Annotated in this window: 13 protein-coding genes; 12 read left to right on the forward strand and 1 reads right to left on the reverse strand. The window is 58.8% G+C overall.

The window, feature by feature from the left end:
- Window positions 1-340: 340 nt before the first annotated feature.
- Complete coding sequence (locus AP059_RS14560; RefSeq protein WP_059764043.1) at window positions 341-1,027, reverse strand: alpha/beta family hydrolase; 687 nt, start codon at window positions 1,025-1,027, stop codon at window positions 341-343.
- A 73-nt stretch (window positions 1,028-1,100) separates the two neighbouring features.
- Between AP059_RS14560 and ccoN (AP059_RS14565) the strand changes: the two genes are divergently transcribed.
- The 12 genes from ccoN (AP059_RS14565) to AP059_RS14620 all read left to right on the forward strand — a co-directional run bounded on the left by ccoN (AP059_RS14565) (window position 1,101) and on the right by AP059_RS14620 (window position 13,176).
- Complete coding sequence (gene ccoN / locus AP059_RS14565) at window positions 1,101-2,525, forward strand: cytochrome-c oxidase, cbb3-type subunit I (RefSeq protein WP_048399153.1); 1,425 nt, start codon at window positions 1,101-1,103, stop codon at window positions 2,523-2,525.
- Window positions 2,526-2,535: 10 nt separating this feature from the next.
- The gene (ccoO, locus tag AP059_RS14570; protein ID WP_048365640.1) at window positions 2,536-3,144 is read left to right on the forward strand and encodes a cytochrome-c oxidase, cbb3-type subunit II; all 609 of its coding nucleotides are present in this window, start codon (window positions 2,536-2,538) and stop codon (window positions 3,142-3,144) included.
- Between the two features lie 15 nt (window positions 3,145-3,159).
- Complete coding sequence (locus AP059_RS14575; RefSeq protein WP_082149327.1) at window positions 3,160-3,351, forward strand: cbb3-type cytochrome oxidase subunit 3; 192 nt, start codon at window positions 3,160-3,162, stop codon at window positions 3,349-3,351.
- Window positions 3,348-4,286 (forward strand): cytochrome-c oxidase, cbb3-type subunit III, encoded by a 939-nt coding sequence (gene ccoP, locus AP059_RS14580; RefSeq protein WP_048365638.1) that lies wholly within the window; start codon window positions 3,348-3,350, stop codon window positions 4,284-4,286. Before AP059_RS14575 ends, ccoP (AP059_RS14580) begins: the two co-directional genes overlap by 4 nt.
- A 480-nt stretch (window positions 4,287-4,766) precedes the next feature.
- Entirely contained in the window at window positions 4,767-6,209 is a 1,443-nt protein-coding gene (gene ccoN, locus AP059_RS14585; RefSeq protein ID WP_048365637.1) for a cytochrome-c oxidase, cbb3-type subunit I, read from the forward strand.
- Window positions 6,209-6,817, forward strand: coding sequence for a cytochrome-c oxidase, cbb3-type subunit II (gene ccoO / locus AP059_RS14590; protein ID WP_048365636.1), 609 nt, complete (start codon window positions 6,209-6,211; stop codon window positions 6,815-6,817). Before ccoN (AP059_RS14585) ends, ccoO (AP059_RS14590) begins: the two co-directional genes overlap by 1 nt.
- Window positions 6,818-6,822: 5 nt before the next feature.
- Window positions 6,823-7,014 carry a cbb3-type cytochrome oxidase subunit 3 gene (locus AP059_RS14595; protein ID WP_080960189.1) on the forward strand — a complete coding sequence of 64 codons (192 nt, stop codon included), beginning with the start codon at window positions 6,823-6,825 and terminating at the stop codon, window positions 7,012-7,014.
- Window positions 7,011-7,988, forward strand: a complete 978-nt coding sequence (ccoP, locus tag AP059_RS14600; protein WP_059764045.1) for a cytochrome-c oxidase, cbb3-type subunit III — start codon at window positions 7,011-7,013, stop codon at window positions 7,986-7,988. Before AP059_RS14595 ends, ccoP (AP059_RS14600) begins: the two co-directional genes overlap by 4 nt.
- A 44-nt stretch (window positions 7,989-8,032) precedes the next feature.
- Window positions 8,033-8,434, forward strand: coding sequence for a type II toxin-antitoxin system VapC family toxin (locus tag AP059_RS14605; protein ID WP_059764047.1), 402 nt, complete (start codon window positions 8,033-8,035; stop codon window positions 8,432-8,434).
- Window positions 8,435-8,652: 218 nt separating this feature from the next.
- Window positions 8,653-10,068 carry a cytochrome c oxidase accessory protein CcoG gene (gene ccoG, locus AP059_RS14610; RefSeq protein ID WP_059764049.1) on the forward strand — a complete coding sequence of 472 codons (1,416 nt, stop codon included), beginning with the start codon at window positions 8,653-8,655 and terminating at the stop codon, window positions 10,066-10,068.
- 12 nt (window positions 10,069-10,080) lie between these two features.
- The gene (locus AP059_RS14615; RefSeq protein ID WP_048365633.1) at window positions 10,081-10,620 is read left to right on the forward strand and encodes a FixH family protein; all 540 of its coding nucleotides are present in this window, start codon (window positions 10,081-10,083) and stop codon (window positions 10,618-10,620) included.
- Window positions 10,621-10,725: 105 nt separating this feature from the next.
- A complete protein-coding gene (locus AP059_RS14620) occupies window positions 10,726-13,176 on the forward strand; it encodes a heavy metal translocating P-type ATPase (protein WP_059764051.1) in 2,451 nt (816 codons plus the stop codon).
- Window positions 13,177-13,194 lie beyond the last annotated feature (18 nt).

The raw sequence follows: 13,194 nt of genomic DNA on the forward strand, positions 1-13,194 counted from the left end.
CGCCTGCGCATGATTTATCGCTCTTGTAGCCGCTGCCGAAGGCTGCGTTCGGCGGCGTAGCCGTCGTAAGACCTTCACCTTCGAGTGTCAGGCACTGCGTAGAAGCCGGACGCAGCCTCGCACTACTCGTCAGCGACTACAGGTTTTGCGTTCACAGCGCACAAACGCCTGCGCATGATTTATCGCTCTTGTAGCCGCTGCCGAAGGCTGCGTTCGGCGGCGTAGCCGTCGTAAGACCTACATCCTCGAGTGTCAGGCACTGCGCAGTGGTCGGTTTTACGATCAACAGGTTTTGCGTTCACAGCGCACCAACCTCTACGCATGATTTATCGCTGTTGTATCAAACATGGCTGCGCAACCAGCTCGCAATATGATCCGCAGCCGCATCCAGGTGCTGCTCATGGGTGAAGCCCGAGGCCTTGAGCGGCTTGAGGTCGTGATCGCCCGCCACCAACCACATCACGTCAATGCGCGGTGACAGTGTGTAAGCCTCCACGGCTTCACGGTTGCCCAACGCATCCCGTTCACCCTGCACGATCAACGTCGGGGTGTTTATATCGGCCAGATGCGCCACACGGGGCTTCTCGGGTTTACCCACGGCGTAGAACGGATAGCCCAAACACACCAAACCATCTGCGTGTAGCGCATCCGCCAGCAAACTGGCCATGCGCCCGCCCATGGATTTGCCGCCAATGGCCAATGGCCCAGCGACATGCCGTCGCACCTCTTCATATACCTCGCTCCAGCACTCAAGCAGTTTTATCTGCTGATTGGAAGGCCTTTTGCCACCATCGAGCCTGCGCTGAGCCATGTACGCAAACTCGAAGCGCAGGACGCTGACCCCGCGAGCAGCAAGGCGTTCAGCCATTTCGTTCATCCACACGCTGTCCATCGGCGCGCCTGCGCCATGCGCCAGGATCAAGGTCGCAGCAGGGGTGATTGGTGCGCAGTTCCACAGCCAACCTCGCTGCTGCACGCGCTGCGCCCATTGATCCCTGTCAATACCGACATCACCCGCTACGCCCATGCTTGCCTCGCTTTTAGTCTGCTTATAACTCCAGGCGCGCGTTTGTACGCGCCTGATCCGTGGATGGGGAACCATGAACACTTCTACAAGTACCGCCTACAACTACAAGGTGGTCCGCCAATTTGCCATTATGACGGTGGTTTGGGGCATCGTCGGTATGGGGCTCGGCGTTTTTCTCGCCGCGCAGTTGGTCTGGCCAGAACTTAACTTCAATCTGCCTTGGACAAGTTTCGGGCGCCTGCGCCCTCTGCACACCAACGCCGTGATCTTCGCTTTCGGCGGCTGCGCACTGTTCGCATCGTCGTTCTACTCGGTGCAACGCACCTGCCAGGCGACCCTGTTCGCACCTAAAATCGCCGCGTTCACCTTTTGGGGTTGGCAGTTGGTGATTTTGCTGGCCGCGATCAGCCTGCCGCTCGGTTACACCAGTTCCAAGGAATACGCCGAGCTGGAATGGCCGATCGACATTCTGATCACCATCGTCTGGGTCGCCTATGCCATCGTGTTCTTCGGCACGATCATGAAGCGCAAGACCAAGCACATCTACGTGGGCAACTGGTTCTTCGGCGCGTTTATCGTGACCGTGGCGATTTTGCACATCGTTAACAACCTGGAAATCCCGGTCAGCTTCACCAAGTCCTACTCACTTTACGGTGGCGCCACTGACGCCATGGTGCAGTGGTGGTACGGCCACAACGCCGTAGGCTTTTTCCTGACTGCTGGCTTCCTGGGGATGATGTACTACTTCGTGCCGAAACAGGCCGAACGTCCGATCTACTCCTATCGCCTGTCTATCGTGCACTTCTGGGCGCTGATCACTCTCTATATCTGGGCCGGTCCGCACCACTTGCACTACACCGCACTGCCGGACTGGGCACAGTCGCTGGGCATGGTGATGTCACTGATTCTGCTGGCACCCAGCTGGGGCGGCATGATCAACGGCATGATGACCCTGTCAGGTGCGTGGCATAAGTTGCGCAGCGACCCGATCCTGCGCTTTTTGGTGGTGTCACTGGCGTTCTACGGCATGTCGACCTTCGAAGGCCCGATGATGGCAATCAAGACCGTCAACGCCCTCTCCCACTACACCGACTGGACCATTGGTCACGTACACGCCGGTGCGCTGGGCTGGGTAGCGATGATTTCGATTGGCGCCCTGTACCACATGATCCCGAAAATTTTCGGCCGCCCGCAGATGTACAGCCTGGGCTTGATCAACGCGCACTTCTGGCTGGCAACCATCGGCACCGTGCTGTACATCGCCTCGATGTGGGTCAACGGCATCGCTCAAGGCCTGATGTGGCGCGCAGTCAACGAAGACGGCACGCTGACTTACTCCTTCGTCGAAACCCTGGTGGCCAGCCACCCTGGCTTTGTGGTGCGACTGATCGGTGGGGCAATTTTCCTCAGCGGCATGTTGCTGATGGCTTACAACACTTGGCGCACCGTGCGTAACGCCGAGCCCGCTGAAGTCGTAGCCGCCGCGCAGATGGCCTGAGGAGTTCGCCATGAAACATGAAGTCGTAGAGAAGAACATCGGCCTGATGCTGTTGCTGATGATTCTGTGTGTGAGTGTGGGCGGTCTGACGCAGATCGTGCCGCTGTTCTTTGAAGACGTGACCAACACCCCGGTGGAGGGCATGAAGCCTTACACCGCACTGCAACTGGAAGGGCGTGACATCTATATCCGTGAAGGCTGCGTGCAGTGTCACTCGCAGATGATTCGCCCTTTCCGTGCCGAAACCGAGCGTTATGGTCACTACTCGGTTGCCGGTGAGAGCGTCTGGGATCACCCGTTCCTGTGGGGCTCCAAGCGTACAGGCCCGGACCTTGCCCGCGTTGGCGGTCGTTACTCGGATGACTGGCACCGCGCGCACTTGTACAACCCGCGCAACGTAGTGCCTGAGTCGAAAATGCCCGCCTACCCTTGGCTGGTGGCCACGCCGGTAGACGACAGCCACACCCGCAAGAAGCTTGAAGTGATGCGCATGATGGGCGTGCCGTACACCGACGAAGACATCGCCGCAGCCAAGGACTCAGTCAAGGGCAAGACCGAAATGGACGCGTTGGTGGCTTACTTGCAGGGCCTGGGCACTGCCATCAAGAGCAAGAGGTGAGCCATGGTTTTGGAGATGAGTAGTGGAATGATTCGCGGCCTGGGCACTGTCGTCGTGGCCGTGGCGTTTATCGGCCTGGCGTTGTGGGTGTTCAGCCCGCGGCGCAAGTCCGAATTCGAAGACGCGACCTTACTGCCATTCAAGGACGATCCAGAAGCCATCAAACACGTCGAGCAAGAACAAGCGTCTAGGAGTAACAACGCATGACCACCTTCTGGAGTATCTATATCTGCGTGCTGACCATCGGCACGCTGATCGGCCTGACTTGGCTGCTGGTTGGTACGCGCAAGGGTGAAACCAAGAGCGAAACCGTCGAGACCATGGGGCACGCCTTTGATGGCATCGAGGAATACGACAACCCGCTGCCGCAGTGGTGGTTCATGTTGTTCGTTGCCACCCTGGTGTTTGGCGTGGGTTATCTGATCCTCTACCCCGGCCTGGGCAACTGGAAGGGCCTGCTGCCGGGTTATGAAGATGGCTGGACCGGGGTCAACGAATGGCAAAAAGAGATGGACAAGGCAGACGCCAAGTTCGGGCCTATTTTCGCCAAGTACGCCGCCATGCCTGTAGAGCAAGTGGCTCAGGACCCTAAAGCGTTGAAAATGGGCGGTCGCCTGTTTGCCTCAAACTGCTCGGTGTGCCACGGCTCGGATGCCAAGGGTGCCTTCGGCTTCCCCAACCTGGCTGATAACTCATGGCGCTGGGGCGGCGATGCCGACACCATCAAGGCCACTATCATGGGCGGACGCATGGCAGCCATGCCTGCCTGGGGTGAAGTGCTGGGTGAAGACGGGGTCAAGAACGTAGCGGCTTATGTACGTCACGACCTGGCTGGCCTGCCACTGCCGCAAGGTACTGCGGTCGATCTGGCCGCAGGCAAGCAAGCGTTCGACACCACTTGCGTGGCGTGCCACGGCGCAACGGGCAAAGGCACACCGATCATGGGTGCACCTGACCTGACGCAACCGGCCGCGTTCATCTATGGCACCAGCCTGGCGCAATTGCAGCAAACCATTCGTCACGGTCGTCAGGGCCACATGCCTGCGCAAAACGAATTGTTGGGCAATGACAAAGTGCAACTGCTGGCGGCATACGTGTTCAGCTTGTCGCACGGTAAGCAAGAGGAAAAATCAGCGGAATAATTTCCGGACATTTCCTGCCGCATCATTTTGGTGCGGCAGTTCCCGCCCCAAAGCGCGACCAAGTGTCGCACCCCTCCCCCCTCCCTCATTGCTCTCTCGCCATTCAGGACTAAGCTCTTAGTTCTGGGATTCGGCCTACGCCGTATTCAGGTCAAGTGAAAAAAATCGGTAAGTTGAAGGGCAGTGATACGGGCCACACTGGTGGGTTTATACCGGCTGTCATCGATTGCGGTCTTCGCCATGATGTCGCCGTGCCTTATCCCCACCCGGTTTTAACCGCCACCTTCCCCTTCGCCTGCGTGCGCCACACGCTAAATTTTCGCGGTCGAATTTGACCCTACGATACGTGTGGAAAGGGCGCAGAATCAGCGTTGGAAAGCATTGACCGAGGTCATGCTGCGTTGCAATAACCCTACGCTTTATACATACTTGCGCCCGATTTTTACTCCTAATAAAACACCTAAACCGTGGAACCTTAGAATGAGCACAGCAATCAGTCCGACTGCTTATAACTATAAGGTAGTCCGCCAGTTCGCCATCATGACGGTGGTCTGGGGGATCCTTGGCATGGGGCTCGGGGTTTTCATCGCTTCACAACTTGTGTGGCCTGAATTAAACCTTGGCCTTGAGTGGACGACCTTCGGCCGTCTACGTCCTTTGCACACCAACCTGGTGATTTTCGCCTTCGGCGGTTGTGCATTGTTCGCCACCTCTTATTACGTCGTGCAGCGCACCTGCCAAACGCGCCTGATCTCCGACACCCTCGCGGCCTTCACCTTCTGGGGCTGGCAAGCTGTGATTGTCGGTGCCTTGATCACGCTGCCGCTGGGCTACACCACGACCAAAGAATACGCAGAGCTGGAATGGCCTTTGGCTATCCTGCTGGCCATCGTCTGGGTGGTCTACGGCATTGTGTTCTTCGGCACTATTACCAAGCGCAAAACCAAGCACATTTATGTGGGTAACTGGTTTTACGGTGCATTCATTGTCGTCACGGCCATGCTGCATATCGTCAACCACGCCTCCTTGCCTGTGAGTCTTTTCAAGTCCTACTCGGCATACGCCGGTGCGACTGACGCCATGATTCAGTGGTGGTATGGCCACAACGCCGTAGGTTTCTTCCTGACCACCGGCTTCCTGGGGATGATGTACTACTTCGTACCCAAGCAAGCTGAACGTCCGATCTACTCGTATCGTTTGTCGATCGTGCACTTCTGGGCACTGATTACCCTGTACATCTGGGCCGGTCCGCACCACTTGCACTACACCGCACTGCCAGACTGGGCGCAGTCGCTGGGCATGGCGATGTCGATCATCCTGCTGGCACCCAGCTGGGGCGGCATGATCAACGGCATGATGACCCTGTCGGGCGCCTGGCATAAGCTGCGCACCGACCCGATCCTGCGCTTCCTCGTGGTATCACTGGCGTTCTACGGCATGTCGACCTTCGAAGGCCCGATGATGGCCATCAAGACCGTCAACTCGCTGTCGCACTACACCGACTGGACCATCGGCCACGTTCACGCTGGCGCGCTGGGCTGGGTAGCGATGATTTCGATTGGCGCCCTGTACCACATGATTCCTCGCCTCTACGGGCAGAAAGCGATGTTCAGCACCAGCCTGATCAACACGCACTTCTGGCTCGCGACCATCGGCACCGTGCTGTACATCGCCTCGATGTGGGTCAATGGCATCACCCAGGGCCTGATGTGGCGCGCCATCAACGACGACGGCACGCTGACCTACTCGTTCGTCGAAGCGCTGCAAGCCAGCCACCCTGGCTTTATCGTTCGCGCCATCGGCGGTGCTTTCTTCGCCAGCGGCATGCTGTTCATGGCCTATAACGTGTTCCGTACCGTACGCGCCTCGAACCCGGTAGAAGCTGAAGCAGCGACCAAGATCGCTGTAGTTGGAGCCCACTGATGAAGCACGAAACAGTCGAGAAGAATATTGGCCTGATGGCCTTCTTCATGGTCATCGCCGTCAGTATTGGCGGCCTGACCCAAATCGTTCCGCTGTTCTTCCAGGACGTGACCAACACGCCCGTCGAAGGCATGAAGCCGCGCCCTGCCCTCGAGCTTGAAGGCCGTGACATCTACATCGCCAACGGCTGCGTTCAGTGCCACTCGCAGATGATTCGCCCGTTCCGTGCCGAAACCGAACGCTATGGCCACTACTCGGTAGCCGGTGAAAGCGTGTGGGATCACCCGTTCCTGTGGGGCTCCAAACGTACCGGCCCGGACCTGGCCCGTGTCGGCGGTCGTTACTCTGATGACTGGCAGCGTGCTCACCTGTACAACCCGCGCAACGTAGTGCCCGAGTCAGTCATGCCAGCCTACCCGTTCCTCGTTGAACGCAAGCTGGACGGCAAGGACACCGCGAAAAAAATGGAAGTCTTGCGCACGCTCGGCGTCCCTTACACCGACGAAGACATCGCCGGCGCCAAGGATGCAGTGAAAGGCAAAACCGAAATGGACGCACTGGTGGCTTACCTCCAGGGCTTGGGCACCATCATCAAAAGCAAACGGTGATCTAGATGGATATCGGGATGATTCGTGGCCTGGGCACTGTCGTCGTGATGGTGGCTTTTATCGGTTTGGCGCTGTGGGTGTTCAGCCCGCGACGCAAGTCAGAATTTGAAGACGCAACCTTATTGCCGTTCAAGGATGATCCCGAAGCCATCAAGCACGTCGAGCAAGAGCAAGCTTCTAGGAGTAACAAAGAATGACTACGTTCTGGAGTCTGTACGTCACAGTCCTCACTCTGGGTACCATCTTCGCCTTGACCTGGTTGTTGCTGGCCACCCGAAAGGGCCAACGCAGCGAGCAGACTGACGAGACAGTTGGGCACTCTTACGACGGGATTGAGGAGTACGACAACCCGATGCCGAAATGGTGGTTCATGTTGTTTGTGGGCACCGTGATTTTTGCCTTGGGCTACCTGGTACTTTACCCGGGGCTGGGTAACTGGAAAGGCCTGCTGCCGGGCTACCAGCACTTGGACACGCAAAAGGAAACACCGTTTGCCAATGGCCAGACGGGCTGGACCGGTGTTCACGAGTGGGAAAAGGAAATGGCCAAGGCGGACGCCAAGTTTGGTCCGATCTTCGCCAAATTCGCTGCCATGCCCATTGAAGAAGTGGCTAAAGATCCGCAAGCGCTGAAGATGGGTGGCCGCCTGTTCGCCTCCAACTGCTCGGTGTGCCACGGTTCTGACGCTAAAGGCGCTTACGGCTTCCCCAACCTGACCGACGCCGACTGGCGCTGGGGCGGTAGCCCGGAAGAAATCAAGACCACGATAATGGGCGGCCGTCATGCGGTCATGCCAGGCTGGTCTGAAGTCATTGGTGAACAAGGTGTCAGCGACGTAGCCGCTTACGTACTGACCCAACTGGATGGCCGTAAATTGCCAGAAGGCGCCAAAGCCGACCCGGCCAAAGGCAAGGAACTGTTTGCCACCAACTGCGCCGTGTGTCACGGCCCGGATGGCAAGGGCAATCCACTGATGGGCGCACCCAACCTGACTCATCCGGGCGCGTTCATTTATGGTTCCAGCTTTGCGCAATTGCAGCAGACCATCCGTTACGGCCGTCAGGGCCAGATGCCTGCTCAAGCCGACCTGCAAGGGAACGATAAGGTTCACCTGCTGGCCGCTTACGTTTACAGCTTGTCCCATGGTGAAGACGCCAAGGCAGCTGAATAACACGGCTGTTTAAAGCCGGCAAAAAACAGCCCCGTCAGCAATCGCTGGCGGGGCTTTTTTGTTTCAGTCGCGTTTTTAAGCAAGCCGAGCCCGCTGTCGTGGCGTGGGCGTGCAGCATTGCGGCTAACAAACTGTACATTTCAGCCATTACCCTGCTTGAGCTAGAAACCGCAATCCTGCGCCTTGAACGACGTGATCCTGCTCAGGCAGCCCCCTTGCGAAGCTGGCTTGAACACCATGTAGTCCCAGCCTTCGCCGGGCGCGTGCTGTCGATTGACGCGAGTGCTGCCAGACGCTGCGCCCGCTTGCATGTGCCCGACCGCTGCAATGAATGCGATGCCTTGATCGCAGCCACTGCACTGGTACACGGCATGACCGTGGTGACCCGCAACACTAAAGACTTTACCTTCAGTGGTGCCCCGGTTTTGAACTCTTGGGAGGCTTGATTCAGAGCACTGGCGCACCTCAGCCCTGGACTGAAGTCAATTGATCTGTGTCACGACTTGTTACAACTGCTATACCAACTTGCTGCTTTCCGGAACGCGACCAAAGGTCGCACCCTTGAGCTAGAGTCACAGGCGTATCATTACGCCACTGCAACACCTTCTGACTGCGGCCGGCACGTACTGGTCGTGGCATTTTTCCACTGCCGTGGGACGCACTAATGAGCAATCAGATTCCTGTACACGACGTAACGCCACCTGCCAAGAAGGCACCTGAAAGCGTCAACCTCTACGCAGCCCGGGAAAAAATCTACACCCGCGCATTCACCGGCCTGTTTCGCAACCTGCGAATGGTGGGCGGCGCCGGGCTTTTTCTGTTGTATTTCGGCACCGTCTGGCTCAACTGGGGGGGCCATCAGGCCGTCTGGTGGAACCTGCCAGAGCGTAAATTCTTTATTTTTGGTGCGACCTTCTGGCCACAGGATTTCATCCTGCTGTCGGGCTTGCTGATCGTCGCCGCCTTTGGCCTGTTCTTCATTACCGTGTACGCAGGACGCGTGTGGTGCGGCTACACCTGCCCGCAAAGCGTCTGGACCTGGGTGTACATGTGGTGCGAAAAAGTCACCGAGGGCGACCGCAACCAGCGCATCAAGCTCGACAAGGCGCCGATGAGCGCCAACAAATTTTTGCGTAAGTTCAGCAAGCACAGCCTGTGGTTGCTCATCGGTTTTGTGACCGGCATGACCTTTGTCGGCTACTTCTCACCCATCCGCGAACTGGTGATCGACTTCTTCACTGGCCAAGCCGATGGCTGGGCCTATTTCTGGGTCGGCTTTTTCACCCTCGCCACCTACGGCAACGCGGGTTGGCTGCGCGAGCAAGTGTGTATTTACATGTGCCCGTATGCGCGCTTCCAGAGCGTGATGTTCGACAAAGACACACTCATCGTTTCATACGACCCGCGTCGCGGCGAAGTGCGTGGCCCGCGCAAAAAAGATGCGGACTACAAAGCCATGGGGCTGGGCGACTGCATCGATTGCACCATGTGCGTGCAGGTCTGCCCGACCGGCATCGATATCCGTGACGGCTTGCAGATCGAATGCATCGGCTGCGCCGCCTGTATCGATGCCTGCGACAGCATCATGGACAAGATGAACTACCCGCGTGGCCTCATCAGCTACACCACTGAGCACAACCTCTCCGGCCAGAAGACCCATAAGTTGCGGCCACGACTGATTGGCTATGCACTGGTGCTGCTGACCATGATGGGCCTGTTGGCAGCCGCGTTCTTCACTCGCAGCCTGGTGGGCTTCGATGTCAGCAAAGACCGCGTGCTGTACCGCGAGAACGCTGAAGGACGGATCGAAAACGTTTACAGCCTGAAAATCATGAACAAGGACCAACACGACCACACGTATGTGCTGGAGGCCGCCGGTCTGCCTGACCTCAAGCTGCAAGGCAAACGCGAGATCAAGGTCGCCGCGGGCGATATCGTCAGCTTGCCGGTTGAACTGTCGATTGCACCCGAAGCGCTACCGTCCAGCACCAACGAAGTGTTCTTCATCCTCAAAGATGCAGACAACAACGACATTAACGTTAAAGCCAAGAGCCGCTTCATCGGCCCACAAATCAGATAAGAGAGCCTTGCCATGCCAGCACCAAAACCCTACAGCCCTTGGTACAAACACCTGTGGCCGTGGATCATCATTGCCATTCTGGCGTGCTCGGTAACGCTGACCCTGTCGATGGTGACCATTGCGGTGAACAACCCCGACCACCTGGTCAACGACAACTATTACGAAGCGGGCAAAGGCATCAATCGCTCATTGGACCGTGAGCTGCTGGGCCAGAACCTGAACCTCAAAGCCAAGCTGCACCTGGACGGCATGACTGGCGAAGTGGTGCTCGTGCTTGAAGGCAACAGCCAGCCCAAAACCCTTGATTTGAGCCTGATCTCACCTACTCAGCCAGAAAAAGACCGCAAGATTGCAATGACCCAAAGCGAGTCGGAACCGGGCCGCTACATCGGCCAACTGGATGACAAGGTTGAAGGACGTCGCTTCGTTGAATTGCTGGGCGTTGAAGACGGCAAGACCTGGCGTCTGTTTGAAGAGGAAGAAGTCGGCCACGACAAAGACCTGCTATTGGGTGACGAGCCGCTTCAAGGCGCTGAAGACCACAAGAAGTAAACCCGTTGCCGGCACGCCCGCCCTTTCAGGGATACGCGAACCCTGCAAGGGCGGGCGTGCCCGCAATGACGTACTTTCAAGCGCATAACCTCGCGACAGACCGCCATGACCACTCCTGTTCCCTGCTATCACTGCGCCCTGCCCGTCCCGTCCGGCAGTCGATTCACTGCAATTGTGCTCGGTGAAACCCGCGAGTTCTGTTGTCCAGGCTGCCAGGCCGTGGCCCAAGCTATCGTCGCGGGCGGTCTTGAAAGCTATTACCAGCACCGCAGCGAAGCTTCAGCCAACCCCGACGCGCTGCCTGTGCAACTGCTCGAAGAGCTGGCGCTGTACGACCGCGCCGACGTGCAAAAACCGTTTGTAAGGCACGACGGCGAGCAGGCCGAAACCACACTGTTGATAGAAGGCATCAGCTGCGCGGCGTGTGGCTGGCTGATCGAAAAACACCTGCGCCTTTTGCCAGTCGTCAGCGAGGCGCGGCTCAATCTGTCCAATCACCGCCTGCACGTGCGTTGGGCAGACAGCCAATTGCCCCTCAGTGAGCTGCTCAACGAACTGCGGCACATCGGTTACGCCGCGCACCCGTATCAAGCTGACCGTGCTACCGAGCAACTGGCCAGTGAAAATCGCCTGGCCTTGCGCCAACTGGGTGTCGCCGGGCTGTTGTGGTTTCAAGCCATGATGGCAACGATGGCCACTTGGCCCGAATTCAATATCGATCTCAGCCCCGAGATGCACACCATCTTGCGCTGGGTCGCCCTGTTTCTGACCACGCCGATTGTGTTTTACAGTTGCGCGCCGTTCTTCAAAGGCGCCATGCGCGACCTGCGCACCCGGCATCTGACCATGGATGTCTCGGTGTCGCTGGCCATCGGCGGCGCTTACATCGCTGGCATCTGGACTGCGATTACCGGCATTGGCGAACTGTACTTCGATGCCGTGGGCATGTTTGCCCTGTTCCTGCTGGCCGGTCGCTACCTGGAACGCCGCGCCCGCGAGCGCACTGCCGCCGCCACCGCGCAATTGGTCAATCTGCTGCCCGCCTCTTGCCTGCGCTTAAGCGGCGACGGCCAAAGCGAACGCATCCTGCTGACCGAACTCAAGGTCGGCGATCACGTACTGGTTCACCCCGGCGCCATTCTGCCAGCCGATGGCAAGATTCTGGACGGCCAGTCAAGCATCGACGAGTCGCTGCTGACCGGCGAGTACTTGCCACAGCCACGTAGCATCGGCGATGCCGTGACGGCGGGCACGCTGAATGTCGACGGCGCTCTGACGATTGAAGTACTGGCCCTGGGCCAAGACACACGCCTCTCAGCCATCGTGCGCTTGCTGGACCGCGCGCAAAGCGAAAAGCCGCGCCTGGCCGAAGTCGCCGACAAGGCCGCGCAATGGTTCCTGCTGTTTTCGCTGATCGCGGCGGCGGCGATTGGTCTGCTGTGGTGGCAGCTGGACCCGTCTCGCGCCTTCTGGATTGTGCTGGCCATGCTGGTGGCAACCTGCCCCTGCGCACTGTCACTGGCCACCCCGACCGCACTCACGGCCGCCACAGGCACCCTGCACAAACTGGGCTTGCTGCTGACTCGCGGGCATGTGATTGAAGGGCTGAATCAAATCGATACGGTGATTTTCGACAAAACCGGCACCTTGACCGAAGGCCGTCTGGCCTTGCGCGCCATTCGCCCCTTGCGCGACCTGGACAGCGATCACTGCCTGGGCCTGGCCGCCGCACTGGAGAACCGCTCCGAACACCCGATTGCTCGTGCGTTTGGCCGGGCACCGTTGGCCGCCTCAGATGTGCTCAGTACCGCCGGCCTTGGCCTTGAAGGGCGGGTGGGCGAGCAACGCTTGCGCATCGGGCAAGCGGGCTTCGTGTGCGAGATCAGCCAAAGCCCAGTACCTGACATGCCGCAAGAACCCGGCCAATGGTTGCTGCTGGGCGATGCGCACGGCCCGCTGGCCTGGTTCGTGCTGGATGACCGCTTGCGCGCCGATGCACCGGCCTTGTTGGCGGCCTGCAAAGCACGCGGTTGGCGCACACTGCTGCTGTCGGGCGACACCTCGCCCATGGTCGCCAGCGTGGCCGCTGAACTGGGCATCGATGAAGCCAGGGGCGGCTTGCGCCCGGATGACAAATTGCACGTGCTGCAACAGCTGCATGCTCAGGGCCGCAAAGTATTGATGCTCGGCGACGGGGTGAACGACGTCCCCGTACTGGCGGCCGCAGACATCAGCGTGGCGATGGGGTCCGCCACCGACCTGGCCAAAACCAGCGCGGACGCGGTGTTGCTGTCAAACCGCCTGGAGGCTTTGGTGCAAGCATTCACCCTCGCGCGGCGCACACGTCGGGTTATTATCGAAAACCTGTTGTGGGCGGGCCTGTATAACGGGCTTATGCTGCCGTTTGCGGCACTGGGCTGGATCACCCCGGTATGGGCGGCCGTCGGCATGTCCATCAGTTCACTGACCGTGGTGCTCAATGCCTTGCGCCTGACCCGCATGCCGAAGCCGGTCAGCCCCCAGCCCACCCTCGACACTCATCCGCTGCCGGCCTGAACCGGTCGTCTGGAGCTC

This window comes from Pseudomonas sp. TAA207, from assembly GCF_001529285.1.
GTDB classification, from domain to species: Bacteria; Pseudomonadota; Gammaproteobacteria; order Pseudomonadales; family Pseudomonadaceae; genus Aquipseudomonas; species Aquipseudomonas weihenstephanensis.

Coding starts and splice junctions, on each gene's coding strand:
- AP059_RS14560 (WP_059764043.1), bottom strand. CDS start 1,027: ATGGGCGTAGCGGGTGATGTCGGTATTGACAGGGATCAATGGGCGCAG.
- ccoN (WP_048399153.1), top strand. CDS start 1,101: ATGAACACTTCTACAAGTACCGCCTACAACTACAAGGTGGTCCGCCAA.
- ccoO (WP_048365640.1), top strand. CDS start 2,536: ATGAAACATGAAGTCGTAGAGAAGAACATCGGCCTGATGCTGTTGCTG.
- AP059_RS14575 (WP_082149327.1), top strand. CDS start 3,160: ATGAGTAGTGGAATGATTCGCGGCCTGGGCACTGTCGTCGTGGCCGTG.
- ccoP (WP_048365638.1), top strand. CDS start 3,348: ATGACCACCTTCTGGAGTATCTATATCTGCGTGCTGACCATCGGCACG.
- ccoN (WP_048365637.1), top strand. CDS start 4,767: ATGAGCACAGCAATCAGTCCGACTGCTTATAACTATAAGGTAGTCCGC.
- ccoO (WP_048365636.1), top strand. CDS start 6,209: ATGAAGCACGAAACAGTCGAGAAGAATATTGGCCTGATGGCCTTCTTC.
- AP059_RS14595 (WP_080960189.1), top strand. CDS start 6,823: ATGGATATCGGGATGATTCGTGGCCTGGGCACTGTCGTCGTGATGGTG.
- ccoP (WP_059764045.1), top strand. CDS start 7,011: ATGACTACGTTCTGGAGTCTGTACGTCACAGTCCTCACTCTGGGTACC.
- ccoG (WP_059764049.1), top strand. CDS start 8,653: ATGAGCAATCAGATTCCTGTACACGACGTAACGCCACCTGCCAAGAAG.
- AP059_RS14615 (WP_048365633.1), top strand. CDS start 10,081: ATGCCAGCACCAAAACCCTACAGCCCTTGGTACAAACACCTGTGGCCG.
- AP059_RS14620 (WP_059764051.1), top strand. CDS start 10,726: ATGACCACTCCTGTTCCCTGCTATCACTGCGCCCTGCCCGTCCCGTCC.